Source organism: uncultured Streptococcus sp., assembly GCF_963521255.1.
Classification (GTDB): Bacteria; Bacillota; Bacilli; order Lactobacillales; family Streptococcaceae; genus Streptococcus.
This window is the reverse complement of record NZ_CAUQTU010000003.1, coordinates 1-25,221: the sequence shown is the minus strand read 5'-3', so window position 1 is coordinate 25,221 and position 25,221 is coordinate 1. Positions and strand designations below refer to the sequence as shown.

At 38.3% G+C, this 25,221-nt stretch carries 25 protein-coding genes, 1 tRNA gene and 1 pseudogene; 23 read left to right on the top strand and 4 right to left on the bottom strand.

Going from position 1 to position 25,221, the window contains the following annotated elements:
- Positions 1-41 precede the first annotated feature (41 nt).
- The 10 genes and pseudogenes from RWP09_RS03130 to RWP09_RS03085 all read left to right on the top strand — a co-directional run bounded on the left by RWP09_RS03130 (position 42) and on the right by RWP09_RS03085 (position 7,502).
- Positions 42-884, top strand: coding sequence for a hypothetical protein (locus RWP09_RS03130; RefSeq protein WP_314434006.1), 843 nt, complete (start codon positions 42-44; stop codon positions 882-884).
- Between the two features lie 518 nt (positions 885-1,402).
- A complete protein-coding gene (locus RWP09_RS03125; RefSeq protein ID WP_314434004.1) occupies positions 1,403-1,708 on the top strand; it encodes a type II toxin-antitoxin system RelB/DinJ family antitoxin in 306 nt (101 codons plus the stop codon).
- Positions 1,709-1,743: 35 nt separating this feature from the next.
- A pseudogene (locus RWP09_RS03120) lies at positions 1,744-2,037 on the top strand (type II toxin-antitoxin system RelE/ParE family toxin); the annotation flags it as partial.
- 347 nt (positions 2,038-2,384) lie between these two features.
- Positions 2,385-3,317, top strand: a complete 933-nt coding sequence (locus RWP09_RS03115; RefSeq protein WP_314434003.1) for an alpha/beta hydrolase — start codon at positions 2,385-2,387, stop codon at positions 3,315-3,317.
- 51 nt (positions 3,318-3,368) lie between these two features.
- Positions 3,369-3,914, top strand: coding sequence for a histidine phosphatase family protein (locus RWP09_RS03110; protein ID WP_001066185.1), 546 nt, complete (start codon positions 3,369-3,371; stop codon positions 3,912-3,914).
- A 317-nt stretch (positions 3,915-4,231) separates the two neighbouring features.
- A complete protein-coding gene (locus RWP09_RS03105) occupies positions 4,232-5,224 on the top strand; it encodes an ATP-binding cassette domain-containing protein (RefSeq protein WP_314434000.1) in 993 nt (330 codons plus the stop codon).
- Between the two features lies 1 nt (position 5,225).
- A complete protein-coding gene (locus tag RWP09_RS03100) occupies positions 5,226-6,044 on the top strand; it encodes an ABC-2 family transporter protein (RefSeq protein WP_314433998.1) in 819 nt (272 codons plus the stop codon).
- Between the two features lies 1 nt (position 6,045).
- Positions 6,046-6,831: an ABC transporter permease gene (locus tag RWP09_RS03095; RefSeq protein WP_314433996.1), complete on the top strand. Its 786-nt coding sequence runs from the start codon at positions 6,046-6,048 to the stop codon at positions 6,829-6,831.
- A gap of 100 nt (positions 6,832-6,931) precedes the next feature.
- A tRNA-Thr gene (locus RWP09_RS03090) sits at positions 6,932-7,004 on the top strand.
- 189 nt (positions 7,005-7,193) lie between these two features.
- Positions 7,194-7,502: a hypothetical protein gene (locus RWP09_RS03085; protein WP_314433994.1), complete on the top strand. Its 309-nt coding sequence runs from the start codon at positions 7,194-7,196 to the stop codon at positions 7,500-7,502.
- 275 nt (positions 7,503-7,777) lie between these two features.
- On the opposite strand, the gene RWP09_RS03080 is transcribed toward RWP09_RS03085, so the two are convergent.
- Complete coding sequence (locus RWP09_RS03080) at positions 7,778-8,137, bottom strand: DUF3397 domain-containing protein (protein WP_023945634.1); 360 nt, start codon at positions 8,135-8,137, stop codon at positions 7,778-7,780.
- A 91-nt stretch (positions 8,138-8,228) separates the two neighbouring features.
- Here RWP09_RS03080 and RWP09_RS03075 point away from each other — a divergent pair, with 91 nt between their 5' ends.
- The 6 genes from RWP09_RS03075 (at position 8,229) to RWP09_RS03050 (ending at position 13,256) form a co-directional block, all read left to right on the top strand.
- The gene (locus RWP09_RS03075) at positions 8,229-9,185 is read left to right on the top strand and encodes a TIGR01212 family radical SAM protein (protein WP_314433990.1); all 957 of its coding nucleotides are present in this window, start codon (positions 8,229-8,231) and stop codon (positions 9,183-9,185) included.
- Positions 9,169-9,726 carry a class I SAM-dependent methyltransferase gene (locus RWP09_RS03070; protein ID WP_314433988.1) on the top strand — a complete coding sequence of 186 codons (558 nt, stop codon included), beginning with the start codon at positions 9,169-9,171 and terminating at the stop codon, positions 9,724-9,726. The genes RWP09_RS03075 and RWP09_RS03070 overlap by 17 nt, the downstream gene beginning before the upstream one ends.
- The gene (locus RWP09_RS03065) at positions 9,719-9,973 is read left to right on the top strand and encodes a hypothetical protein (RefSeq protein ID WP_314433986.1); all 255 of its coding nucleotides are present in this window, start codon (positions 9,719-9,721) and stop codon (positions 9,971-9,973) included. The genes RWP09_RS03070 and RWP09_RS03065 overlap by 8 nt, the downstream gene beginning before the upstream one ends.
- Before the next feature lie 11 nt (positions 9,974-9,984).
- Positions 9,985-12,039, top strand: a complete 2,055-nt coding sequence (locus RWP09_RS03060) for a sodium:proton antiporter (protein WP_314433983.1) — start codon at positions 9,985-9,987, stop codon at positions 12,037-12,039.
- Positions 12,040-12,066: 27 nt separating this feature from the next.
- Positions 12,067-12,927 carry a YihY/virulence factor BrkB family protein gene (locus RWP09_RS03055; protein WP_314433980.1) on the top strand — a complete coding sequence of 287 codons (861 nt, stop codon included), beginning with the start codon at positions 12,067-12,069 and terminating at the stop codon, positions 12,925-12,927.
- A gap of 125 nt (positions 12,928-13,052) precedes the next feature.
- Positions 13,053-13,256 (top strand): hypothetical protein, encoded by a 204-nt coding sequence (locus RWP09_RS03050; RefSeq protein ID WP_001127305.1) that lies wholly within the window; start codon positions 13,053-13,055, stop codon positions 13,254-13,256.
- 86 nt (positions 13,257-13,342) lie between these two features.
- Here the strand turns inward: RWP09_RS03050 and RWP09_RS03045 are convergent, their stop codons facing one another.
- Together RWP09_RS03045 and queA are read right to left on the bottom strand one after the other, a co-directional pair.
- Positions 13,343-13,951 carry a hypothetical protein gene (locus tag RWP09_RS03045; RefSeq protein ID WP_314434278.1) on the bottom strand — a complete coding sequence of 203 codons (609 nt, stop codon included), beginning with the start codon at positions 13,949-13,951 and terminating at the stop codon, positions 13,343-13,345.
- A gap of 560 nt (positions 13,952-14,511) precedes the next feature.
- Positions 14,512-15,540, bottom strand: a complete 1,029-nt coding sequence (gene queA / locus RWP09_RS03040) for a tRNA preQ1(34) S-adenosylmethionine ribosyltransferase-isomerase QueA (RefSeq protein WP_314434276.1) — start codon at positions 15,538-15,540, stop codon at positions 14,512-14,514.
- A 149-nt stretch (positions 15,541-15,689) separates the two neighbouring features.
- Here queA and RWP09_RS03035 point away from each other — a divergent pair, with 149 nt between their 5' ends.
- Positions 15,690-16,397, top strand: coding sequence for a glucosamine-6-phosphate deaminase (locus tag RWP09_RS03035; protein WP_033683351.1), 708 nt, complete (start codon positions 15,690-15,692; stop codon positions 16,395-16,397).
- Positions 16,398-16,539: 142 nt separating this feature from the next.
- Positions 16,540-16,716, top strand: a complete 177-nt coding sequence (gene rpsU, locus RWP09_RS03030; protein ID WP_000048054.1) for a 30S ribosomal protein S21 — start codon at positions 16,540-16,542, stop codon at positions 16,714-16,716.
- A gap of 39 nt (positions 16,717-16,755) precedes the next feature.
- On the opposite strand, the gene RWP09_RS03025 is transcribed toward rpsU, so the two are convergent.
- Complete coding sequence (locus tag RWP09_RS03025) at positions 16,756-16,947, bottom strand: hypothetical protein (RefSeq protein ID WP_084928666.1); 192 nt, start codon at positions 16,945-16,947, stop codon at positions 16,756-16,758.
- Between the two features lie 96 nt (positions 16,948-17,043).
- Here RWP09_RS03025 and hprK point away from each other — a divergent pair, with 96 nt between their 5' ends.
- The 5 genes from hprK to RWP09_RS03000 all read left to right on the top strand — a co-directional run.
- A complete protein-coding gene (gene hprK, locus RWP09_RS03020) occupies positions 17,044-17,979 on the top strand; it encodes an HPr(Ser) kinase/phosphatase (RefSeq protein WP_313970764.1) in 936 nt (311 codons plus the stop codon).
- On the top strand, positions 17,972-18,760 hold the full coding sequence (gene lgt / locus RWP09_RS03015; protein ID WP_314433977.1) for a prolipoprotein diacylglyceryl transferase: 789 nt from the start codon (positions 17,972-17,974) through the stop codon (positions 18,758-18,760). Before hprK ends, lgt begins: the two co-directional genes overlap by 8 nt.
- Positions 18,761-19,144, top strand: coding sequence for a DUF948 domain-containing protein (locus RWP09_RS03010; protein ID WP_000895039.1), 384 nt, complete (start codon positions 18,761-18,763; stop codon positions 19,142-19,144).
- 15 nt (positions 19,145-19,159) lie between these two features.
- The gene (locus RWP09_RS03005; RefSeq protein WP_314433975.1) at positions 19,160-19,555 is read left to right on the top strand and encodes a YtxH domain-containing protein; all 396 of its coding nucleotides are present in this window, start codon (positions 19,160-19,162) and stop codon (positions 19,553-19,555) included.
- A 313-nt stretch (positions 19,556-19,868) separates the two neighbouring features.
- Positions 19,869-25,221: Rib/alpha-like domain-containing protein (locus RWP09_RS03000; RefSeq protein WP_314433973.1), on the top strand; the 5,353-nt coding region annotated here is incomplete at its 3' end.

Sequence of the window (25,221 nt, the reverse complement as noted above, 5' to 3'; positions counted from 1 at the left end):
AATAAAAGCGTTACTTAAATAGGAGGATAAAAGGAGATGGTATGTTGAAAAATAAGAGTAATATAGAACAAACGAATAAACATTTAATGTATATGGTTGGAATTTTTTTCTTGTTCTTAATATTAGGTATATGGTTATCAACTTGTCTGTGGTATCAAATAATTATGACAGTATATTTTTTGATTATATTTATTTTTATAATTATAATTGGAATTTCAAATATGAAGAAATTGAAAGATAAGGCACCATTTGAATTTTTTAGTAATTTACTGGCTATAGCTTTAACTATTTTCCCGTTATCTTTGGTTGTTTTTGGAAAAAACGATAATTTATCTGATTCAGTTAAAACCTTCTACGCTATTGCGGTCGGAATCGGAGTAAATTATGTAATTGATAGTATTTTTAAATTTGTAGAATCAGAAGTAGTAGGTGATAAAAAGAAATTACTTACTAAAAAAGCAGCATTTAATAAAATTCTATTTAATATAATTTATATTTCAGAATATATTTCATTTATTCTAATTGAATATCTTCCAGTTTGGTTTGATAATGTTAAACAATATCATATTGGATTTATCAATACAATTATTGAATTATTTTGTCAATTAGATTATTGGTTGAAACTGCTTATTGTGACGGTTATTATACTAGTAACTTTAATGGCGATTGTAATTATTGTTATGGAATCAATTAAAAAAGAAGTGAATAACGAGATGGAGAATGATATGGATACTCTTAGGGAAAAACTATCAAATGAATTAAATAGGGTATCTGAAATACGTACATTATTAAAAAATATGAATACTGATATAGATGTACATTTAGAAAAAATCGAGCATAAACTGAATGTTGGAATTAATAAATTGAATAAAATTGATAAATAATAGATAATTTGATCTTGTTAATAAAGCAATTAGTTTACCGCATTTTACAAGAACCAGTTGCTTCCTTTGTATAAGATTTCATTATAGGTATAGCAGAAAAAATTTGATAACTTTTTATAATGTATATCCATGAACTTTCAAATAAAAGTTTAAAAGATTTTCATGCTTTGTGAATGAATTAATTAAAAAGATGTAATGAATTATAAAAATCAATAAATGATAAATGTCTCCCAGAATCCATGTTTTTGGTTAAATATACAAATGAGACTTTTCTTATAATTTTAGTTTATATATTCACAATATTCAATAAACCAGTAGGTTCTTGAAACCTCTAGAGGTTAGGATTACGAGAGCGTTTCATGGTCAATAGTTTTCTGTGTTACTGCTTTTTTATCGGATAGGTTAATCTAATCTTTCAACAGTGTAATAGTGGTATTTCGTTTTCAGAAAGCATTTAATTGACAAGTAATGCAAATTGATATACAATTACAGTACAAATCGTAAGTGAGGTGATAAGAATGGGAAAAACAACTACAATTAGTGTTCGAGTTGATGAATTAGATAAACAATCGGCTGAACAGGTTTTGAAGCAGCTTGGGATGCCGATATCAACATTAGTTACACTATTATTGAAACAAGTATCATTAACGAAGAAAATCCCCTTTGATATTGCATTGCCAGATGTACCTTCAACAGTGAATGTAGAGGAAATGACAGCTGAACAATTTAGACAAATGATGGTTGAAGCTTATCATGAAGCAGAAAACGGTCATGTTCGATCTGTCAATGAGTTCTTTAAAGAATTTAAGGAACGGAACGTATGACTAACATAACCATTAATATTTAAAAAAGAGCTGAAGGAGATATGGAAGCCATTTATCATTATATTGCAGATGAGCTTCAATCGCCGGAAACTGCTATGAATCACTTTGAAGCTATTGCAGAAGGGATTAAAACCTTAGAAATATTTCCTGAAAGATGTGCTATTGTAGAGGAATTGCTCAATTTAGATATTAAAGTTAGACGACTACTAGTAAAAAATTATTCAGTGTTTTATCGTTTTGATAAGGATACAGTTACCATCTTGAGAGTGTTACATCAATCAAGTAGCTTGGACAGATTACTGTTTGAAATCGGGAACAAATCCGATTGACATATACGTATTTAGTCAGATTATATTCTATTTCATGGCACGTATATACGTATATATAGTAGATTGAATCTAAAATAGTACAATATGACTTCTAAAAATATTTCTAGAAATTAGATTGACTTTCCTAATCGATTTGTTCCTACCTTATTCAATCTACTATAAAATCATAATTGAAGCTTTTTAAGAAACATGGAAAAAACTGTTCATTATGCTCCAGATGCTAAAGCTTAATTTAGCTGAATAATACAGATGAAACCTGCCCATTGGGTGGGTTTTTTGGTGTGAATATATTGTAGAAGAACCAATATTAAGTTGCTTGAAGGTTCTATTTTTTGTACAATAATACTATGAAAATACTGAAAAAATGGTTTCTTGGCTTTCTTAGTTTCATTCTTTTGTTTCTAGCGGCTACATTCATCTTTCACCGTATCAGTTTGGAAAAGGAAGAAGCCTCACTGAAACCTATGGGACAACAAGTTCTCGTAGATGGACATCAAATGAATGTTTACGTTGAAGGGAATGGTCCTGAGACTATAGTAGTTCTCTCAGGTGCTGGTATTGCTTCCCCTATATTGGACTTTAAAGAAGTATCGGAATCTTTATCGAAACGGTATAAGGTAGTCATCGTGGAGCGAGCAGGATATGGTTATAGTGATGATAGCAATCATTCAAGAGATGTGATGGAGGTTTTGTCTGAGACGCGTCAAGCTCTTTCACAAGCAAATGTCAAAGGTCCTTTTATCATTTTGTCTCATTCCATGGCTAGTCTTGAGAGTTTAGCTTGGCAGGAAAAGTATCCTGATGAAGTGAAAACCTTGGTTGGGTTAGATTGGGCACTGCCAGCTAGTTATGAAAATTTAAAGGACAATCAGGCCTTGCTTACTGTGGCCTATTGGAGCGGCAAGATTGGTTTATTACGCTATTTCCCTGAGTCTTTTTATATAAAAAATCAAACTCTGACCGAAAGTGAACGAAGACAATATAAACTTCTAGCTTATAAGCAGTTGATGTCACAAGCCATGCTTAGTGAATCCCAAACGGTAAAGGAAAATGCCAAGAAAGTTCCTTCAAATATTAATCCGAAAATTCCGGCCTTACTAATGATTTCTAATGGTGATGGTACTAGCTTTAGCCAATTTGAGTGGCAACGTTATGCAGAGAGATTTGCAAGCGACCAGTCTAATGTTCAAGTTGTCTATATGGATGCGCCTCATGACCTCTATCATTATCAAAGCGATGCTATTGTTTCTCGCATTAGAGAATTTTTAGAGAATAATTGAGGGCTTAAAAATCCATTGAGACTGATGATAATAATTGAAAGGTAATGACTTATGAATAATTCTTATATTTTACTTAGACATGCTCATTCAAAATTTTCAAGTGATGATTTTAATAGAACTTTGTCAGAAAAAGGATTTTCATCTCTTGACCAGTTAGAGTTTTTGAATTCTTTTAATATTGATCATTATTTTTCTAGTCCATATAAACGAGCATTTGAAACGATTAATAGCTCGCCAATTCAATTTGATAAAATAGTTCTTGATAATCGGTTACGAGAGCGAAAATTATCTTCAACCTTTATAAAAGATTCTGAGTTTGAAGACAGTATTAAATATTTATGGCAAAATCCCAGTGAATCTCTTTCAGAAGGGGAATCAAATCAAGGTGCACTAGCTAGAGTACTAAATTTTTTAATGGAATTGGAAGAGAGATACTCAGAAAAAACGATTTTACTTAGTTCACACGGGAATTTGATAGGAATACTACTACATCACTTTGATTCCAGTTTTGATTATGAAAAATGGGAGCAGATGACCTTTCCAGATTGTTTTCTAATTGATAGAAATGGGATTGTGAAAAGAATTATGAAAGATTAGTTCTTTGATTAAATAGTGAATCATATAGGTCAAAATAGTTTGCTTTTTATAATTCGTAACCTGCCCATTGGGTGGGTTTTTTGGTGTTTTTAGAAAACAATTAAACCAGAATTTTTGATTTAAAAGTATTATTTTAAGAGAGAAATCTCTAATTTCATAAACTTTAAGCAAACGCTTGCATTTTAGTTTTTATTGAACTATAATAGGTTGGTATAAAGCCTTTTGTAGTAATAAAATGTAGAAGGTATAGAAAGTAAGGATTTAGAATATTTGTAGTCAAAAGACAATGTTGCTATTCCTTACATAGGGAGATAGATATGGCAATGATAGAAGTGGAACATCTTCAGAAAAATTTTGTGAAGACAGTTAAGGAACCGGGATTGAAGGGAGCTTTGCGCTCCTTTATTCATCCTGAAAAGCAGACCTTTGAAGCGGTCAAGGATTTGACCTTTGAGGTACCAAAGGGGCAGATTTTAGGCTTCATCGGGGCAAATGGTGCTGGGAAGTCGACAACCATCAAAATGTTGACAGGAATTTTAAAGCCGACATCTGGTTGTTGTCGGATTAACGGCAAGATTCCACAGGATAATCGTCAAGATTATGTCAAGGATATTGGCGTAGTTTTTGGACAACGCACCCAGCTATGGTGGGATTTGGCTCTGCAAGAGACCTACACGGTCTTGAAAGAGATTTACGATGTGCCAGATTCGCTCTTCCATAAGCGCATGGACTTTTTGAATGAAGTCTTGGATTTGAAGGATTTTATCAAGGATCCCGTGCGAACTCTTTCATTGGGACAGCGCATGCGGGCGGATATTGCGGCTTCCTTGCTCCACAATCCCAAGGTTCTCTTTTTAGATGAGCCGACCATTGGTTTGGACGTTTCGGTCAAGGATAACATTCGTCGGGCTATTACCCAGATCAATCAGGAGGAAGAGACTACTATTCTCTTGACCACTCACGACTTGAGTGATATTGAGCAACTTTGTGATCGGATTTTTATGATTGACAAGGGGCAGGAGATTTTTGATGGAACGGTGAGCCAACTCAAGGAGACCTTTGGCAAGATGAAGACTCTCTCCTTTGAACTGCTACCAGGTCAAAGTCATCTCCTTTCTCACTATGAAGGATTTTCAGATATGACAATTGATAGACAGGGAAATACTCTCAACGTTGAATTCGATAGTTCTCGCTACCAGTCAGCTGACATTATTAAGCAAACTCTGTCTGATTTTGAAATCCGCGATTTGAAGATGGTGGATACGGATATTGAGGATATTATTCGTCGCTTCTATCGAAAGGAGCTATAAGATGGTCAAATTGTGGAGACGTTATAAACCCTTTATCAATGCAGGTGTTCAGGAGTTGATTACCTATCGAGTCAACTTTATTCTCTATCGGATCGGCGATGTTATGGGTGCTTTTGTGGCCTTTTATCTCTGGAAGGCTGTCTTTGATTCTTCGCAAGAGTCCTTGATTCAGGGCTTTAGTATGGCAGATATCACCCTCTATATCATCATGAGTTTTGTGACCAATCTCTTGACCAGGTCCGATAGCTCCTTTATGATTGGGGAGGAGGTCAAGGATGGTTCCATTATCATGCGTTTGTTGAGACCAGTGCATTTTGCGGCCTCATATCTTTTTACCGAGCTTGGGTCCAAGTGGTTGATTTTTATCAGCGTTGGCCTTCCATTTTTAAGTGTCATTGTTTTGATGAAAATCTTATCTGGGCAAGGGATTGTAGAAGTACTGGGATTAACTGTCCTATATCTCTTTAGCTTAACGCTGGCCTACCTGATTAACTTTTTCTTTAATATCTGCTTTGGATTTTCTGCCTTTGTGTTTAAAAATCTATGGGGTTCCAATCTACTCAAGACTTCCATAGTGGCCTTTATGTCTGGAAGTTTGATTCCCTTGGCTTTCTTTCCAAAGGTTGTTTCAGATATTCTGTCCTTCTTGCCTTTTTCATCTTTGATTTACACTCCAGTCATGATCATTGTTGGGAAATACGATGCCAGTCAGATTCTTCAGGCGCTTTTACTACAGTTCTTCTGGCTCATAGTGATGGTGGGCTTGTCTCAGTTGATTTGGAAACGAGTCCAGTCATTCATTACTATTCAGGGAGGTTAGTATGAAAAAATATCAACGCATGCATCTGATTTTTATCAGACAATACATCAAGCAAATCATGGAGTACAAGGTCGATTTTGTGGTTGGTGTCTTGGGAGTTTTTTTAACTCAAGGCCTGAACCTCTTGTTTCTCAATGTCATCTTTCAACACATCCCATCCCTAGAAGGTTGGACTTTTCAAGAAATTGCTTTTATCTATGGCTTTTCCTTGATTCCCAAGGGACTGGACCATCTCTTTTTTGATAATCTCTGGGCATTGGGACAACGCCTAGTGCGAAAAGGAGAGTTTGACAAGTATCTGACTCGTCCCATCAATCCTCTCTTTCATATCCTAGTCGAGACCTTTCAGATTGATGCCTTGGGAGAACTCTTGGTCGGTGGAATCTTACTAGCGACAACAGTATCAAGCATTGCTTGGACTCTTCCAAAATTCCTGCTTTTCCTAGTCTGTATTCCTTTTGCGACCTTGATCTACACTTCCTTGAAAATTGCGACAGCCAGCATCGCTTTTTGGACCAAGCAGTCAGGAGCAATGATTTACATTTTCTATATGTTTAATGACTTTGCTAAGTATCCGATTTCGATTTACAATTCGCTCCTTCGATGGTTGATTAGCTTTATCGTGCCATTTGCCTTTACGGCCTACTATCCTGCTAGCTATTTCTTGCAGGACAAGGATGTAATCTTTAACATCGGAGGTTTGATGTTGATTTCCCTTGTTTTCTTTGTCATTTCCCTTAAACTTTGGGATAGGGGCTTGGATGCCTACGAAAGTGCAGGTTCGTAAATAATAGAATATCAAAGCCTTGTCTCAGGACAGGCTTTTTCAAATAGAGATGAAAAATTCTTGACATCTATTCTCAGAGTGCTATACTGTAAGTGTAATCGCCGATTTAGCTCAGTTGGTAGAGCAAGGCACTCGTAAAGCCTAGGTCACAGGTTCAATCCCTGCAATCGGCAAAATGAAGAAACTCATTCTACTGGGTTTCTTTTTTCTTAACTATTAAGCCGCTTAGACCGAGATAGAGACCAGATAGGCAAAAGACCTTGTTCTTGGAACTGCCCTCTGCTATAATGATTTTTGTAAGGGACGGGAGGTGTCACTATCAGATAAGTCAAGTTCCTAAAAAAGAAATTGGAGATAAACAAATGAAAAAGTTATTGGGGATTGTATTTCTAGTAGCAGCAGCGACAGTAGTGTATTTTGGTTCTGTTGGATGGCCAAGTTTAGATGTCAACCTCTGGTCACTGATTCCGGTAGGCTTGTTCCTATATTTTACCCTAGAGAATCTTTTGAAAAAAGACTACAAGGCTAGTCTGATGTGTTTCATTATTGCCTTTATCATCGCAAATGCAATTTTGGACCTTTTGCCAATTTCAAGTGGCTTGGTAATTGGTGCAGGTGTGCTGGCTTGTGTAGGTATTGGATTTATCTTTCCTGATAAAGAAGGAAAATAATACTCTTCGAAAATCTCTTCAAACCACGTCAGCTTCGACTTGCCGTATATATGTTACTGACTTCGTCAGTTCTATCCACAACCTCAAAACAGTGTTTTGAGCTGACTTCGTCAGTTCTATCTACAACCTAAAAGCAGTGCTTTTAGCAACCTGTGGCTAGCTTCCTAGTTTGTTTTTTGATTTTCATTGAGTATAAGAATTATTAAAAAAATATAAAGAAAAAACACTTCAATCACTGTATTTTAGTTTGATTGAGGTGTTTTCGATTTAGTTTTTTATTTCTGAGCCATCAATTCCACAATCATCTCGATATACATGACAAGGGTTAATAAGAATCCTGCACGCCAGAAGAATTTGATGAATTTAGGATAGTAAAAACTGCGTTTTTTCAAAAGGAAGAAAAAAACGAGAATAATGGCTAGGACTGAGAGGGCTAGGCCCAGTCTAGGGAGGAAATTATGGGTAAAGGTTTTAGCTGTAATCAAGTAATACTCAAATACTAAAACTGGAAAAGCCAAATCCGCAAAGTTTCGTCCTAGTTTTTTTAATCTAAAAAGTTTGGTTATGATAATGCAGACGACTAAGGTCAGTATCAATAATAAAATAGAGGCTAATTTCATTAAAATCATACCCATATTGTATCATAAAAAATGGCTAATGGAAACGAGAAACAGAGGAATTTATAGGAAAGTCAGTCTTTTGAGATTGTGGGTGTTTTTTGTTATAATGAAAGTTATGAAATCTTATAACACCTTGAATGATTATTATCGAAAACTCTTTGGAGAAAAGACTTTTAAAGTCCCTATTGATGCGGGATTTGACTGTCCCAATCGGGATGGAACGGTGGCTCATGGAGGCTGTACTTTTTGTACGGTTTCAGGTTCTGGAGATGCTATCGTAGCACCTGATGCCCCCATCCGTGAGCAATTTTATAAGGAAATTGACTTTATGCACCGCAAGTGGCCAGATGTTCAGAAGTACTTGGTTTATTTTCAAAATTTTACCAACACTCATGAAAAGGTGGAAGTGATTCGGGAACGTTATGAGCAGGCTATCAATGAGCCAGGTGTAGTAGGAATCAATATCGGAACGCGCCCAGACTGTTTACCAGACGAAACTATCGAATATTTGGCTGAGTTATCGGAGCGCATGCATGTGACGGTTGAATTGGGCTTGCAGACTACTTATGAAACAACCTCTGACCTGATTAACCGCGCCCACTCCTATGAATTGTATGTGGAAACGGTCAAGCGTTTGAGAAAGTATCCAAAAATTGAGATTGTTTCTCATTTGATCAATGGACTTCCTGGTGAAACTCATAAGATGATGATTGAAAATGTCCGTCGCTGTGTTACGGATAATGATATTCAAGGAATTAAACTGCATTTGCTTCACCTGATGACTAATACACGTATGCAACGAGATTACCATGAGGGACGTTTGCAGTTGATGAGCCAGGACGAATATGTTAAGGTCATCTGTGACCAACTGGAAATCATTCCCAAGCATATCGTCATCCATCGAATTACAGGAGATGCGCCTAGAGATATGCTGATTGGGCCTATGTGGAGCCTCAATAAATGGGAAGTCCTCAACAGCATTGAGATGGAGATGCGACGTCGTGGAAGTGTTCAAGGATGCAAGGCTGTAAAACAGGAGTTTGAAAATGAAAAGACCACTTGAAATGGCACATGATTTTTTGGCTGAGGTTGTGAATCAGGATGATATCGTTGTGGATGCGACAATGGGAAATGGCCATGACACGCTTTTTCTGGCCAAGCTAGCTAAGAAAGTCTATGCCTTTGATATTCAGGAGCAAGCTTTAGATAAAACCCAAGACCGTTTAAATGAAGCAGGTTTAGAGAATGCCCAGTTAATCTTGCAAGGCCATGAGACACTGAACCAGTTTGTGACAGAGGCTAAGGCAGGAATTTTTAATCTAGGCTATCTGCCGTCAGCTGATAAGTCAGTCATTACCCAACCTCAGACAACGATTGAAGCATTAGAAAAGCTGTGTCATTTGCTTGTCAAAGGTGGACGGATTGCTATTATGATCTACTATGGTCATGATGGAGGCGACATCGAGAGGGATGCTGTCTTGGATTTTGTGAGCCAGTTGAACCAACAAGAGTACACAGCTGCCATTTACAGAACCCTGAATCAAGTCAACAACCCACCATTTTTAGTGATGATTGAAAAATTAGAGAGATATAGACATGGATAAACAATACCTACGTGAAAAGCTGGATGCCATGCGCCAGAATTTTGTTGAATCAACCCACCACGAACGAGCGGTGGGCGTGCTAGACCAAGCACATATGAGCAAAAAAATGCTTAAAATCAAGAAAAAATTAGTTGCTCTTGAAATGGAACGGTGCCAGAGAAAAATTGAGCGTAAGGATTGTTCCAAGATTGACCAAAAAATCAAAGAGCAGAAGGAGATTTTTGAATCTTGTTGTAAAAAAGATTAAGGAGGAAGTGCGTGGAATTACTGATTTACCTCATCCTATTTTTACTGGTTTTGATTGTCTCAAGTACCACCAATAAGCTCCTGCCCTTTTTGCCTCTCCCTTTAGTGCAAATTCTTTTGGGAATTGTGATTGGTCTCTTTTTACCCAATACCGACTTTCACCTCAATACAGAGTTGTTTTTGGCTCTGGTTATCGGGCCCTTGCTTTTTCGAGAGTCGGAGGAAGCAGATATTACGGCTATTTTAAAACACTGGCGAATCATTATCTATCTCATATTTCCAGTGATTTTCATCTCGACCCTGAGTTTGGGTGGCTTGGCTCATCTTCTTTGGCTCAGCCTTCCCTTGGCAGCTTGCTTGGCTGTTGGGGCGGCACTTGGCCCTACGGATTTGGTTGCCTTTGCCTCTCTTTCTGAGCGCTTTAGCTTTCCAAAGCGCGTGTCCAATATTCTTAAAGGTGAAGGACTCTTGAATGATGCTTCTGGATTGGTTGCCTTTCAGGTAGCTTTGACAGCTTGGACAACTGGAGCCTTTTCCCTTGGTCAAGCGAGTAGTTCGCTCATCTTTTCAATCCTAGGCGGTTTTTTGATTGGCTTTTTAACAGCCATGACCAACCGCTTCCTCCATAGTTTCTTACTTAGTGTGAGAGCAACGGATATCGCTAGTGAGCTCCTTCTGGAATTGAGTTTGCCCTTGGTAACCTTCTTCCTGGCAGAAGAAGTCCACGTTTCAGGGATTATTGCCGTTGTAGTTGCTGGGATTTTAAAGGCAAGCCGTTTTAAGAAAATCACGCTCCTCGAAGCCCAAGTGGATACGGTAACCGAGACGGTCTGGGACACAGTGAACTTTATGCTCAACGGTTCTGTCTTTGTGATTTTAGGGATGGAGCTGGAAATGATAGCAGAACCTATCTTGGCCAATCCAATCTATAATCCCTTACTGTTATTGCTATCTCTTATAGCCCTTACCGTTGTCCTCTTTGCCATTCGTTTTGTCATGATCTATGGCTATTATGCCTACAGGACACGACGCCTCAAGAAAAAGCTAAATAAGTATATGAAGGACATGCTTCTTTTGACCTTCTCAGGCGTTAAGGGAACGGTGTCGATTGCTACGATTCTTCTGATACCAAGTGATTTAGAGCAGGAATATCCACTCTTACTTTTCCTTGTCGCAGGTGTGACGCTTGTCAGCTTTTTAACAGGTCTCTTGATTCTGCCTCATCTTTCGGATGAACAGGAAGAAAGCAAGGATTATCTCATGCATATCGCTATTTTGAATGAGGTTACTTCGGAGTTAGAAAAAGAACTTGAAACTCATAAGAATAAGCTCCCTCTCTATGCAGCCATTGACAATTACCATGGACGAATAGAGAACCTTATCTTGAATCAAGAAAATAAGGGGGCTCAAGAAGACTGGGAGACCTTGAAACTTCTCATCCTCAGTATTGAAAGTGATGGTTTAGAACAGGCCTACGAAGAAGGCAAGATGAGTGAGCGTGCCTATCGAGTTTACCAACGTTATTTGAAAAACATGGAACAAGGTATCAATCGCAAGTTTGCTTCACGATTGACCTATTATTTCCTTGTTTCCTTGCGGATTTTACGTTTTCTCCTTCACGAAGTCTTTACCTTAGGCAAGACTTTTCGCAGTTGGAAAAATGAAGAATCACAGAAACTCAGAGCCCTTGACTATGACCAAATTGCAGAGCTCTATCTAGAAAATACAGAGATGATTATTGAAAGTTTGGAGAACCTAAAAGGGGTTTATAAGAGTTCTTTGATCAGCTTCATGCAGGATTCTCGTCTCCGAGAAACAGCTATTATCACCAGTGGTGCCTTTGTCGAACGGGTTATCAATCGCGTCAAGCCCAACAATATCGATGAAATGTTGAGAGGCTATTATCTGGAGCGCAAGTTGATTTTCGAATACGAAGAAAAACGATTGATTACGACAAAGTATGCCAAGAAGTTACGACAAAATGTGAATAACTTAGAGAACTATTCCTTGAAGGAAGCTGCCAATACCCTGCCGTATGATATGGTGGAATTGGTAAGAAGAAATTAATCAAGATTGTAAGTGAAGGAGTGTGACATGAAGAAGTGGTGGAAAGAGCTGATTGATAGCCCCTTTTTAAAAGCTTTTTTACATTATTATCAAAAATCAGATAGTGAGTTGACCAGTGTTGCAGTGGCCTATTATTGGTTGATTTCTATCTTCCCCTTGTTATTAGTTTTGGTCAACATTTTGCCGTATTTTCATATTTCTGTTTCAAATTTTTTAAACGTGACTAATGGGTTTTTACCTGATACGGTTTATGATGTTGTTGCAAAGATTATTACAGAAGTGCTAACCCAGCCTTCAACGGGCTTATTGAGTTTTGCGGTTTTGTCAGCCCTCTGGACCTTTTCAAAATCCATGAATTTCCTACAGAAAGCCTTTAACAAAGCTTACGGAGTTGCTAAAAATCGTGGAATGATTTCCAGTCAGCTCATGAGTTTGTTTGTCAGTTTTGGCTTGCAGATTCTCTTCGCCTTAGCTCTCTTTCTGAGTGTCTTTGGGCGAATGCTTCTCAACCTTATCAAGAGCTACTGGAAATCGGATAGTCCTCTCTTTGATTATCTGCAAGACCTAACAAGCCCCTTGATCTATGCCTTGATTTTTGCAATCTTGGTCATGCTTTATTATTTCCTCCCCAATGTTAAGGTGCGACGAATTCGATATGTATTGCCAGGTAGTACCTTTGTCTTGTTGACCCTGCTCTTACTGCTCAATATTTTTTCAGTCTATATTAACAATTATGTCAATCATCTAGTGGACGTGCGCTTTTTCAGTTCTGTCGTAGTGGTGGTCATGATGTTCTGGTTTATTCTCATCGCTAAGATTTTGATTGTCGGTGCGGTGATCAATGCTAGTGTGCAGAGTTTGAAAGATCCGAGCTTTAGAATAAATTAATTCATTTTTTATCCATAACAAAACGCATAATATGAAAATTCCACGAGGTCAACTATAGTCAGAAAGCTGAACAACAAGCCAAAACGCCCAAAAAAGGCGGCAAAAAGCAAGCACCTGCAAGCAACGTGCCGAAATGGTCAAATCCTGATTATGTCAACGAATTAGACCCAAAAATCGTTGATATGCTAGTAGAATTTCACAAGTCACAAGGCACTTTGGAAACTCCCGAGGCGCAAGCAGAAATCGCCCAAAAACGTGAAGAAATCGAGCAAAGGAGAGCTGAGCTTGAGGATAAAAAACAAGAGCTTTTGAACCGCTTGAACAAATAGAGTTTCGCAAGTATTATGCTTACAAATTACTTGAGCAATTAACTAAAATATAAACCCTGCCTAGATATAAAGGCAGGGTTTATATTTTAGAAATTCACGTAGGTTGTTTCGTTTTTTACATACCCAGTATAGTCTGAGTTTCTATAGAATTCAGTGATAAACTTCCATTTTCTTTGAGAAAGATGGATATAAGTACTTGTTATGTAGTATGGATATGGGCTTTGTGAATCCAAGTAAGACTGATAAGCTTGTATACCAAAATATGCTCCACTAATTATGTCACCCCATGGGTCACCCAATATAGAACCTATAAGACCAAAAAACGCGGATATTCCAGATTGAATCATGAAGTTAGCGAATGTGTTGGCTAGTTTATTCCCATGTATTGTGTTGACGTAATTCCAAACATTAGGATCGTGTGATCTAAAAGATATATTTAGGTCGATTTCATTCTTTTGATAAGCCATATAAAATGCCCCATTGATATAGACACCATCAGCACGTTGTTCAATAGTGTCTACACTTCCATCTGGATTGACCACCTCAAGAACTTCATCACTTAAAATATTTACTTGCGTATCTCCGAACCGCACTGATGAGCCATTCTTAAACTGAGTCTCACCAGATACAACTTTAGAGTTTGCCGATAAGCTATCATCAGCAAAAACAGCAAGCGACGGGGAAATGCTAGACATACAGAAAACAGACATAGCTAGCAAACACATGCATTTAGACATCTTAGACATAACGGAAACTCTTTTGTATTTTTGATTTTTTTCAACTTTTATTATACAATAAAACCAAATAAAAAGAAAGCGGTAACAATATGCTTAATGCGAAAATTTTTTATATATTTTTATATTTGATCGTTATCGAAACTATAGGCTTGTTGTTGTTGAAAAAAGGTCTCGAAATGGGTTATTTTGGCACAGAAGCTATTATCCTCGCAATTTTTTCATTTGCTTTTTACAATCTATGTTCATTCGCTTGGGTCTGCTCTACAATAAAAAAAACAATAAAAAATAAATAGACGTATTTTCAAAAAAAGATTACATATTTATCGTAGTAAAACGACGGTTTAAATCGTCGTTTTTTTGTATAACCCCCCTGAAATTTATTTTAATTATGTAAATTTCACGTATTTTTGGTGCTGAGACAACGATTCTGAGAGCTTTTCAGACTTTGTCTATCATTAGAAAAGCTTAGAGCACCAAAGGATTTTGCCTGATAATATGCGCTTTTTTGATTGTAAAAATTAATAGATAAACATGGCATCGCCAAAACTAAAGAAGCGGTAGTGTTCTTGAATGGCATGGTGATAAGCGTCTAAGACTAATTCACGGCCTGCAAAGGCAGAAACCAACATGACCAGAGTTGATTTTGGCAGGTGGAAGTTAGTTGAGAAGGCATCAACAACCTTCCATTCATAGCCAGGTTTGATAAAGATATTGGTCCAGCCAGAATCTGCTTGGATTTGCCCATCAAATTTAGAACCAATAGTCTCCAAGGTGCGGATAGAAGTGGTTCCAACAGCGATGACGCGACCTCCATTTTCTTTAACCGAGCGAAGGGTGGCAGCAGCTTCCTCAGAAAGTTGGTAGAATTCTGAGTGCATTTCATGTTCGTCCAGATTGTCAACTGAAACGGGTCTAAAGGTTCCGAGCCCGACATGAAGCGTCAGATAGACTAGATGAACACCCTTGGCTTGGATTTCTGCCAGCAGTTCTTTGGTGAAGTGGAGACCAGCAGTAGGTGCTGCAGCAGAGCCACTTTCCTTGGAGTAAACAGTTTGATAGCGTTCGCGGTCATCCAGTTTTTCATGGATATAAGGTGGTAGCGGCATTTCACCCAGACTTTCCAAAACTTCTAGGAAAATTCCTTGGTAATCAAAGCGGACAATACGACCACCGTGGGTCAATTCTTCCGTAACGACAGCGCTGAGGCGGCCATCACCAAAGCTAACACGAGTACCGACCTTGAGACGTTTGGCAGGTTTAGCCAGAACTTCCCACTCATCTCCATTAGTATTTTTGAGCAGGAGAAGTTCCACATGACCTCCAGTTTCTTCCTTTTGACCATAGAGGCGGGCAGGGAGAACTCGGGTGTCGTTCATGACAAGGGCGTCACCGGGTTCCAGCATATCAATAATAGAGTGGAAGTGTTTATCCTGCATTTCTCCAGTATCACGGTTGACAATGAGGAGTTTAGAGGCATCCCGTTTTTCAAGGGGCGTTTGGGCAATCAATTCCTCTGGCAAGTGGAAATCAAAATCAGCTGTATTCATAAATTTGTTCATTCTTTCTAAGTTCTAATCTTATCCATTATAACATGTTTCAAGTTTGGACGCTCTTTTTTAGAAAATAAATCGTTTTCACTTGACAAAAATTGGTCTATACCATATAATGAATATAGATTAAAACGGAGGATGAAAAGATGAAAGTTATTAAAGTTGAAAATCAAGTCGAAGGTGGAAAAGTTGCTTTTGAGATTTTGAAAGAAAAATTGGCCAATGGAGCTCAAACTCTAGGACTTGCGACAGGAAGTAGCCCACTTGAATTTTACAAGGAAATCGTTGAGAGTGACCTTGATTTTTCAAATCTAACTAGTGTCAACCTTGATGAGTATGTAGGGCTTGATGGGGACAACCCACAGTCTTATCGTTACTTCATGCAAGAAAACTTGTTTAACCAAAAACCATTTAAAGAAAGTTTCTTGCCTCGTGGGGTTAAGGACAATGCTGAAGCAGAAGTAGAACGCTACAATCAAATTTTGGCTGACCATCCAGTTGACCTCCAAATCTTGGGAATTGGTCGCAATGGACATATCGGATTTAATGAACCTGGTACTCCATTTGACAGTCAAACACACCTAGTCGAACTTGACCAGTCTACTATTGAAGCAAATGCACGTTTCTTTGACAAGATTGAAGATGTTCCAACCCAAGCCATTTCAATGGGGATTAAAAATATCTTGGATGCCAAGTCAATCCTTCTCTTTGCTTACGGTGAGTCGAAAGCAGAAGCCATTGCCGGAACAGTGTCTGGCCCAGTGACTGAGAGTTTGCCAGCAAGTAGCTTACAAAATCACCCTGATGTGACCATCATCGCAGATGCTGAAGCGCTCAGCTTACTTGAAAAATAAAAAGTGAAACCCTTTGGAATGAGTGGTTTCAACTCTTGTATAAACCTAAGAAAAAATCAAAATTAAACCGCATTTTTTCTTGACAATTATTCCTTTTACGTGTAGAATAGAATAGATCTTGAACTTGAAGGGAGTGAAAAAAATGTCTAAAACAGTAGTACGTAAGAATGAATCTCTTGACGACGCACTTCGTCGTTTCAAACGTGCGGTTACTAAAGCTGGTACTCTTCAAGAAACACGCAAACGTGAATTCTATGAAAAACCTTCTGTAAAACGTAAACGTAAATCAGAAGCAGCTCGTAAACGTAAAAAATTCTAATTGAAAATGAAAGGCTAGAGAAATCTAGTCTTTTTTCTTTTAATACTCTTCGAAAATCTCTTCAAACCACGTCAACGTCGCCTTGCCGTAGATATGGTTACTGACTTCGTCAGTTTCATCTACAACCTCAAAGCAGTGCTTTGAGCTGACTTCGTCAGTTCCGTCTACAACCTCAAAACGGTGTTTTGAGCAACCTGCGGCTAGTTTCCTAGTTTGCTCTTTGATTTTCATTGAGTATAAATAAATACTCCAAAGCCTGCAAAAATCTGAAATATCCTCCTACAATTTGATATAATAGAAAGAAGAACTCATTTGAAGGAGGAAATGATGTCGGTTTTAGTAAAAGAAGTGATTGAAAAGCTTAGACTAGACATTGTCTATGGCGAACCAGAATTGCTTGAAAAGGAAATCAATACAGCGGACATTACGCGACCTGGTCTTGAAATGACAGGTTATTTTGACTACTACACGCCAGAGCGGATCCAGCTCTTGGGGATGAAGGAGTGGTCATATCTGATTGGCATGCCTTCTAACAGCCGTTATGAAGTTTTGAAAAAAATGTTTCTACCTGAGACACCAGCAGTTATTGTTGCTCGTGGTTTGGTGGTTCCAGAAGAAATGTTAAAGGCAGCCAGAGAATGTAAGATTGCCATTTTAACCAGCCGTACCGCGACCAGTCGTTTGTCTGGAGAGTTATCTAATTACCTTGATTCTCGTTTGGCTGAACGTACCAGTGTTCATGGGGTTTTGATGGATATCTATGGGATGGGTGTCTTGATTCAAGGTGATAGTGGTATCGGTAAGAGTGAGACAGGTCTGGAGCTTGTCAAACGTGGTCACCGCTTGGTAGCAGATGATCGGGTAGATATTTATTCTAAGGATGAATTAACTCTTTGGGGAGAACCTGCTGAAATCTTGAAACACTTGATTGAAATTCGTGGGGTTGGGATTATCGATATTATGAGCCTCTACGGTGCCAGTGCTGTCAAGGATTCTTCACAGGTCCAGTTGGCTGTCTACTTGGAAAATTATGATACGCATAAGACTTTTGATCGTCTTGGAAACAATGCAGAGGAATTAGAAATTTCTGGTGTAGCCATTCCTCGTATCCGCATTCCAGTGAAAACAGGTCGTAATATCTCTGTCGTGATTGAGGCTGCTGCTATGAATTATCGTGCTAAGGAAATGGGCTTTGATGCGACGCGTTTGTTCGAAGAACGCTTGACAAATCTTATTGCTCAAAACGAGGTGCATGATGCTTGATCCAATTGCTATTCATCTAGGTCCTCTAGCTATTCGTTGGTATGCCTTGTGTATTGTGACAGGCTTGATTCTTGCGGTTTATTTGACCATGAAAGAAGCGCCTAGAAAGAAGATTATACCAGACGATATTTTAGATTTTATCTTAGTAGCCTTTCCTCTGGCTATTTTAGGAGCTCGTCTCTACTATGTCATTTTCCGTTTTGATTACTATAGTCAGAACTTGGGAGAAATTTTTGCCATTTGGAATGGTGGTTTGGCCATCTATGGTGGTTTAATAACTGGGGCTCTTGTACTTTATATCTTTGCTGATCGTAAACTCATCAATACTTGGGATTTTCTAGATATTGCGGCGCCGAGCGTCATGATAGCCCAAAGTTTGGGTCGCTGGGGCAATTTCTTTAACCAAGAAGCTTATGGTGCAGCAGTGGATAATCTGGATTATCTACCTGGCTTTATCCGTGACCAGATGTATATTGATGGGAGCTACCGTCAACCGACCTTCCTTTATGAATCTCTATGGAATCTGCTTGGCTTTGTCTTGATTCTGATATTCAGACGGAAATGGAAGAGTCTCAGAAGAGGTCATATCACTGCTTTCTACCTGATTTGGTATGGTTTCGGTCGTATGGTTATCGAAGGCATGCGGACAGATAGTCTCATGTTCTTTGGACTTCGAGTGTCTCAATGGCTATCAGTTGTCCTTATCGGTCTCGGTATTTTTATCATTCTATATCAAAATCGAAAGAAGGCTCCGTACTATATTTCAGAGGAGGAAAAGTAAATGTTAGAAGTTGCATATATTCTTGTAGCCCTTGCTTTGATTGTATTTTTAGTGTATCTAATCATTACTGTACAAAAGCTTGGACGTGTGATTGATGAAACAGAGAAGACGATTAAAACCTTAACTTCAGATGTAGATGTGACCTTGCATCATACCAATGAATTGCTGGCTAAGGTCAATGTCTTGGCAGATGATATCAATGTCAAGGTAGCAACGATTGATCCACTCTTTAGTGCTGTTGCAGATCTGTCTCTATCTGTTTCAGACCTCAATGACCATGCGCGGGTCTTGAGCAAGAAAGCTTCATCAGCTGGTTCAAAAACCATTAAGACTGGTGCAAGCTTATCAGCTCTTCGTCTTGCAAGTAAATTTTTCAAAAAATAAAAAAGGAGAATTCTTATGGGTAAACTATCCTCAATCCTTTTAGGAACCGTTTCAGGTGCAGCTCTTGCTTTGTTTTTAACAAGCGACAAGGGCAAACAAGTTTGCAGTCAGGCTCAAGATTTTCTAGATGATTTGCGAGAAGATCCTGAGTATGCCAAAGAGCAGGTCTGTGAAAAACTGACAGAAGTCAAGGAGCATGCTACAGATTTTGTTCTTAAAACCAAAGAACAGGTTGAGTCAGGTGAAATCACTGTGGACAGCGTCCTTGCTCAAGCCAAATCATGTGCTCGTCAAGCGACAGAAGCATCAAAAGATCGATTCAATAATCTCAAGGAGCAATGGCAAGAAAAGGCCGAAACTCTTGATGAATCAGAAGAGATTGTGATTGATATCAAAGAAGAAAAAATCTAGATTTGATAGAGAGGGAAACCTCTCTTTTTTATTTAAAACAATATAACATATTAACATTTTGTGAATAATTAAAAATTTTCAATTTTTATTGACGCTGGAATCATGTTTTTTGTTGTTTAAAGATATTAAAAATGGTATAATTGAGCTGTGATAGCTGTGATAGCTGTGATAGCTGTGATAGCTGTGATAGCTGTGATAGCTGTGATGTGTAAAATACTCATCATAGTAATTTTTTATGGTTATATTCCTACTTGGAATTAGCTATAAAAATTGCTTTTTAATTTGATTTTGTGTTTTGACATAAGGAGGAAAAATGGGAAACAAATCGAATTCACTAAGTAGAGTAAAGCGTCACCAACGTGAAAAAGTTTTACGCTTCTCTATTCGTAAATATAGCTTTGGTGCGGCTTCAGTAGCTGTTGCAGCACTGATGTTTTTGGGTGCGCGCGTTGCTAGTGCGGATAGTGTGATTGCAAATAATTCACAACCTACCACAGATGTGGTTAACCAGAAAGAGAAGGATAAATCACTTACAGAGATTCAACAACCTACTGATATTAAAGTAGAAGTTGCACAGAATCCTTCGGAAAAGAAGATGACAACCAATAATGAAAACGTTGTCAAAGTGGTTGATAAAGCGAAATTAAAAAAAGTAGTTGAAGAGTTAAAGACTACTCTGTCATCGAAATCAGATCTTGACAAGTCAGTTATTTCTCCGATTAAGGACAGAGTTCAAAAAGGGCAAGCCCTACTAGATAGTGATACTGCAACGCAGAAGGATGTAGATGAACTACTTTCCCTTTTAGAAAGTGATTTAACTGTCTTATCAAATGCTACTAAAGCATCAAGCAAGGTTCAAGAAACTGCAACTGAGAATAAGACTGAAATCAAAGATAATAAAATCACTTCTGAACTAAGTGAAGCTGATAAAACTATTTCAGATAAGAAAGAATCACTAAAATTGTCTGCTGATCAATTACAAGCAGCGGTTCTTGAGCTTCCTGAACATGAATCAACTAAAGAAGTATTTGAAAAAGCTAACGAACTCTTGGGATTAGCCCAAGGGGTTATTCAGAATACAACAGTTTCTCTGAACGATGTTGAAGATATGACTAAACGTGTGAAGAGAATGTTTAATTCTGTTAAAAACGCTACAACGCGTTTGACTTCAGGTGCTCGTGACTCACGTAATGGTCAAAGTATGGGTCAAGGAACTCACTTCAGAACAGATGGCCAGATTAGTTCAGGAGCCCTAGCAAATATCAGATATTTTGCCTCGGTTGACCCTAATATGGCAGGAAATAATGGACGTAGAACGAGAAATGATGAACCAGAATTAACATTAAATAAAACAGATATCAAAGCCTACTATATGCAAGATAGTGAAGGAAAATGGATTGTTTATGATGTCTTCTTCAATAATGATGGAAGAAAGATGACAGTTAATTCTTATCAACAACACTACTACTTCCAAGCACCATTTAATATCATGGATCCATCTAATACGGTAAAAGAGTTAACCTTTACACGTTACCGTAATACTGGAGGTAGAAGACTTTCTGATGGGTTCCAAGGATTCGAACAATATGGAAATACTGCGACAATTACAAACCCATGGAGTCAGCAATATCGAATTTTTAATGCTGATAGAGATACATTTTATGATCCAAACTCAGGGGTGACTCGTGATAATCAAAGATGGGATGTATTTAAAAATAATCAAAATGATCCTACTCTAAATCAACTCACTAAAGATAAGAATAATCGCTATCCAGGACTATCGTATTATTTAGGACTAGATGTTAGGAGAGAAAGTAGTGATTATGCAGTGCATATGCATGCGAAGATTAAGCTGAAAAATGATATTACTGAAGCTGAAGCGAATGCTTATGGGCGAGTGTATGCTGCATCCGTAACAAAAGGACCTACTACTAACCAGTCATATATTATGGGTACGTTAGGGACAAGTCTAACTCCAAGAGATACAACACCTCCTACAATTACGGCAAATAATGCCACAGTAACTAAAAGTGAACCAATCACGCCAATTTCAGTAACAGCTGAAGATAATAGAGGCGGAGTTGGAATGCGTGATAATAATCCGATTGAAGTATCAGGATTGCCATCAGGATTAACATATTCAAACGGACGAATTACAGGAACACCAACTGGAGCGCCAGGAAATAGTACAGTAACCATCAAAGCCTACGATAAAAATGGCAATATGGGTACAAAAACAATTACCATTACAGTACGAAGCCAAGCAGATGTTTACAATCCAACAGGAGCAGGATTAACTGTAAACCAAAATCACACAATTACAGATGCAGAACTAAAAGCAAAAGTAAGTAATGCTGGCCCAGGAACCTTATCAATTGTAAGCAGACCATCAACAGCGAATGCAGGAAACGCAGGAAATGCGGTAGTGCAAGTAAGATACCCAGATGGATCGTCTGAAAATGTAGATGTACCAGTTACAGTAACAGATGTAACAGGACCAACAATTACAGCAAACGGAGCAACAGTAACAAATCGTGAACCAATCACGCCAATTCCAGTAACAGCTGAAGATAATAGAGGCGGAGTTGGAATGCGTCAAAATAATCCTATTGAAGTAACAGGATTACCAGCAGGATTAACATATTCAAACGGACAAATTACAGGAACACCAACAGGAACACCAGGGAATAGTACAGTAACGATTAAGGCATATGATAGAAATAATACGCCAACAACAAAAACAATCACAATTACAGTACAAAGCCAAGCAGATGCTCATAACCCAACAGGGGCAGGATTAACAGTAGACCAATACCATACAATTACAGATGATGAAGTGAAGGCAAAAGTAAGTAACTTCGCACCTGGAACATTATCAGTTGTAAGTAAACCATCAACAACTAATGCAGGAAACGTTGGGAATGCGGTAGTGCAAGTAAGATACCCAGATGGATCGTCTGAAAATGTAGATGTACCAGTTACAGTAACAGAAGCTCCAGATAACCAACCACCTACATTAACAATATCACCAGCTAGTCAAACAGTAGTAGAAGGTACTACAGTAACATTCGCTGTAACAGCAAGAGATAATAAAGTTGTTAACCTTGATGCTGGGGATTTCCTAAAGAAATACGGTACTAGATTTTTCTCTGGCAAAGCAACAAGTACTAATGTAAAAGTTACTGATACTGAAAAAATAACTAAAATTACAATTACAACAACTGCAGAAGATGTTGGTAAAACAACTACGATTACTTTTAATGCTACCGATAATGCAGGTAACAGAGCTAATCCTGTAACTTTCACATTAACTGTAACAGCGCCTGATACTATACCACCAACAATTACAGCGGACGGAGCAACAGTAACAAATAGAGAACCAATTCCAGAAATTCCAGTAACAGCTGTAGATAATACTGGCGGAGTAGGAATGCGCGATAATAATCCGATTGAAGTAACAGGATTACCAGCAGGATTAACATATTCAAACGGACGAATTACAGGAACACCAACTGGAGCGCCAGGTAATAGTACAGTAACCATTAAAGCCTATGACAAAAATGGGAATATGGGTACAAAAACAATTACCATTACAGTACGAAGCCAAGCAGACGCTCACACTCCAACAGGAGCAGGATTAACTGTAAATCAAAACCATACCATTACAGATGCAGAATTAAAAGCAAAAGTAAGTAACTATGCACCTGGAACATTAACGGTTGTAAGTAGACCATCAACAGCGAATGCAGGAAACGCAGGAAATGCGGTAGTGCAAGTAAGATACCCAGATGGATCGTCTGAAAATGTAGATGTACCAGTTACAGTAACAGATGTAACAGGACCAACAATTACAGCAAACGGAGCAACAGTAACAAATCGTGAACCAATCACGCCAATTCCAGTAACAGCTGAAGATAATAGAGGCGGAGTTGGAATGCGTCAAAATAATCCTATTGAAGTAACAGGATTACCAGCAGGATTAACATATTCAAACGGACGAATTACAGGAACACCAACTGGAGCACCTGGAAATAGTACAGTAACGATTAAGGCATATGATAGAAACAATACGCCAACAACAAAAACAATCACCATTACAGTACGAAGTCAAGCCGAAGTTCACACTCCAACAGGAGCAGGATTAACTGTAAACCAAAACCATACCATTACAGATGCAGAATTAAAAGCAAAAGTAAGTAACTATGCACCTGGAACATTAACGGTTGTAAGTAGACCATCAACAGCGAATGCAGGAAACGCAGGAAATGCGGTAGTGCAAGTAAGATACCCAGATGGATCGTCTGAAAATGTAGATGTACCAGTTACAGTAACAGATGTAACAGGGCCAACAATCACAGCAAATGGAGCAACGGTAACAAATCGTGAACCAATTCCAGAAATTCCAGTAACAGCTGAAGATAATAGAGGCGGAGTAGGAATGCGCGATAATAATCCGATAGTGGTAACAGATTTACCAGCAGGATTAACGTTCGCAAATGGAAAAATTACAGGAACGCCGACTGGAACAGCAGGAACAAAACGAGTAACTATTACTGCTTATGACAAAAACAATACACCAACGACAAAAGTAATTGAAATTGTTGTACAAGAACAAAAAGTTAAATACAATCCAACAGGAGAAACATTAACAGTTCCGTATAACCATAACATTACGGATGATGAAGTGAAGGCAAAAGTACAAAACTATGCACCAGGAACATTAACGGTACAAAGTAAGCCATCAACAAATACATCTGGTAATGTAGGAAATGCAGTAGTAATCGTAACTTATCCAGATGGATCAACAGAGACAGTAGATGTTCCAGTAGTAGTTGGACGTCCGAATAAAGATGATTACGCACCGAAGTATGATGATGGTAGAGGCAAACCAGGAACATCAGTAGAGATTCCAGTAGGAGAGGCAAGTGGTAAGACAATTCCAGCAGGAACAACCTACACAAGCTTAACACCAGGAATCACAGTAGATAACAATGGTAAAGTCACTGTAACCATTCCAGCTGATAAGAATCCAGGTGATATCATCAATGGAAACGTAAGGGTAAGATACCCAGATGGATCAGAAGAAGAAGTACCGGTAACTGTAAGAGTCATCAACAGAGACAAAGATGATTATGCACCTAGATACAATGATGGAAGTGGCAAACCAGGAACATCAGTAGAGATTCCAGTAGGAGAAGCAAGTGGTAAGACAATTCCAGCAGGAACAACTTACACAAGTGGAACACCAGGAATCACAGTAGATAACAATGGTAAAGTCACTGTAACCATTCCAGCTGATAAGAATCCAGGTGATATCATCAATGGAAACGTAAGGGTAAGATACCCAGATGGATCAGAAGAAGAAGTACCGGTAACTGTAAGAGTCATCAACAGAGACAAAGATGATTATGCACCTAGATACAATGATGGAAGTGGCAAACCAGGAACATCAGTAGAGATTCCAGTAGGAGAAGCAAGTGGTAAGACAATTCCAGCAGGAACAACTTACACAAGTGGAACACCAGGAATCACAGTAGATAACAATGGTAAAGTCACTGTAACCATTCCAGCTGATAAGAATCCAGGTGATATCATCAATGGAAACGTAAGGGTAAGATACCCAGATGGATCAGAAGAAGAAGTACCGGTAACTGTAAGAGTCATCA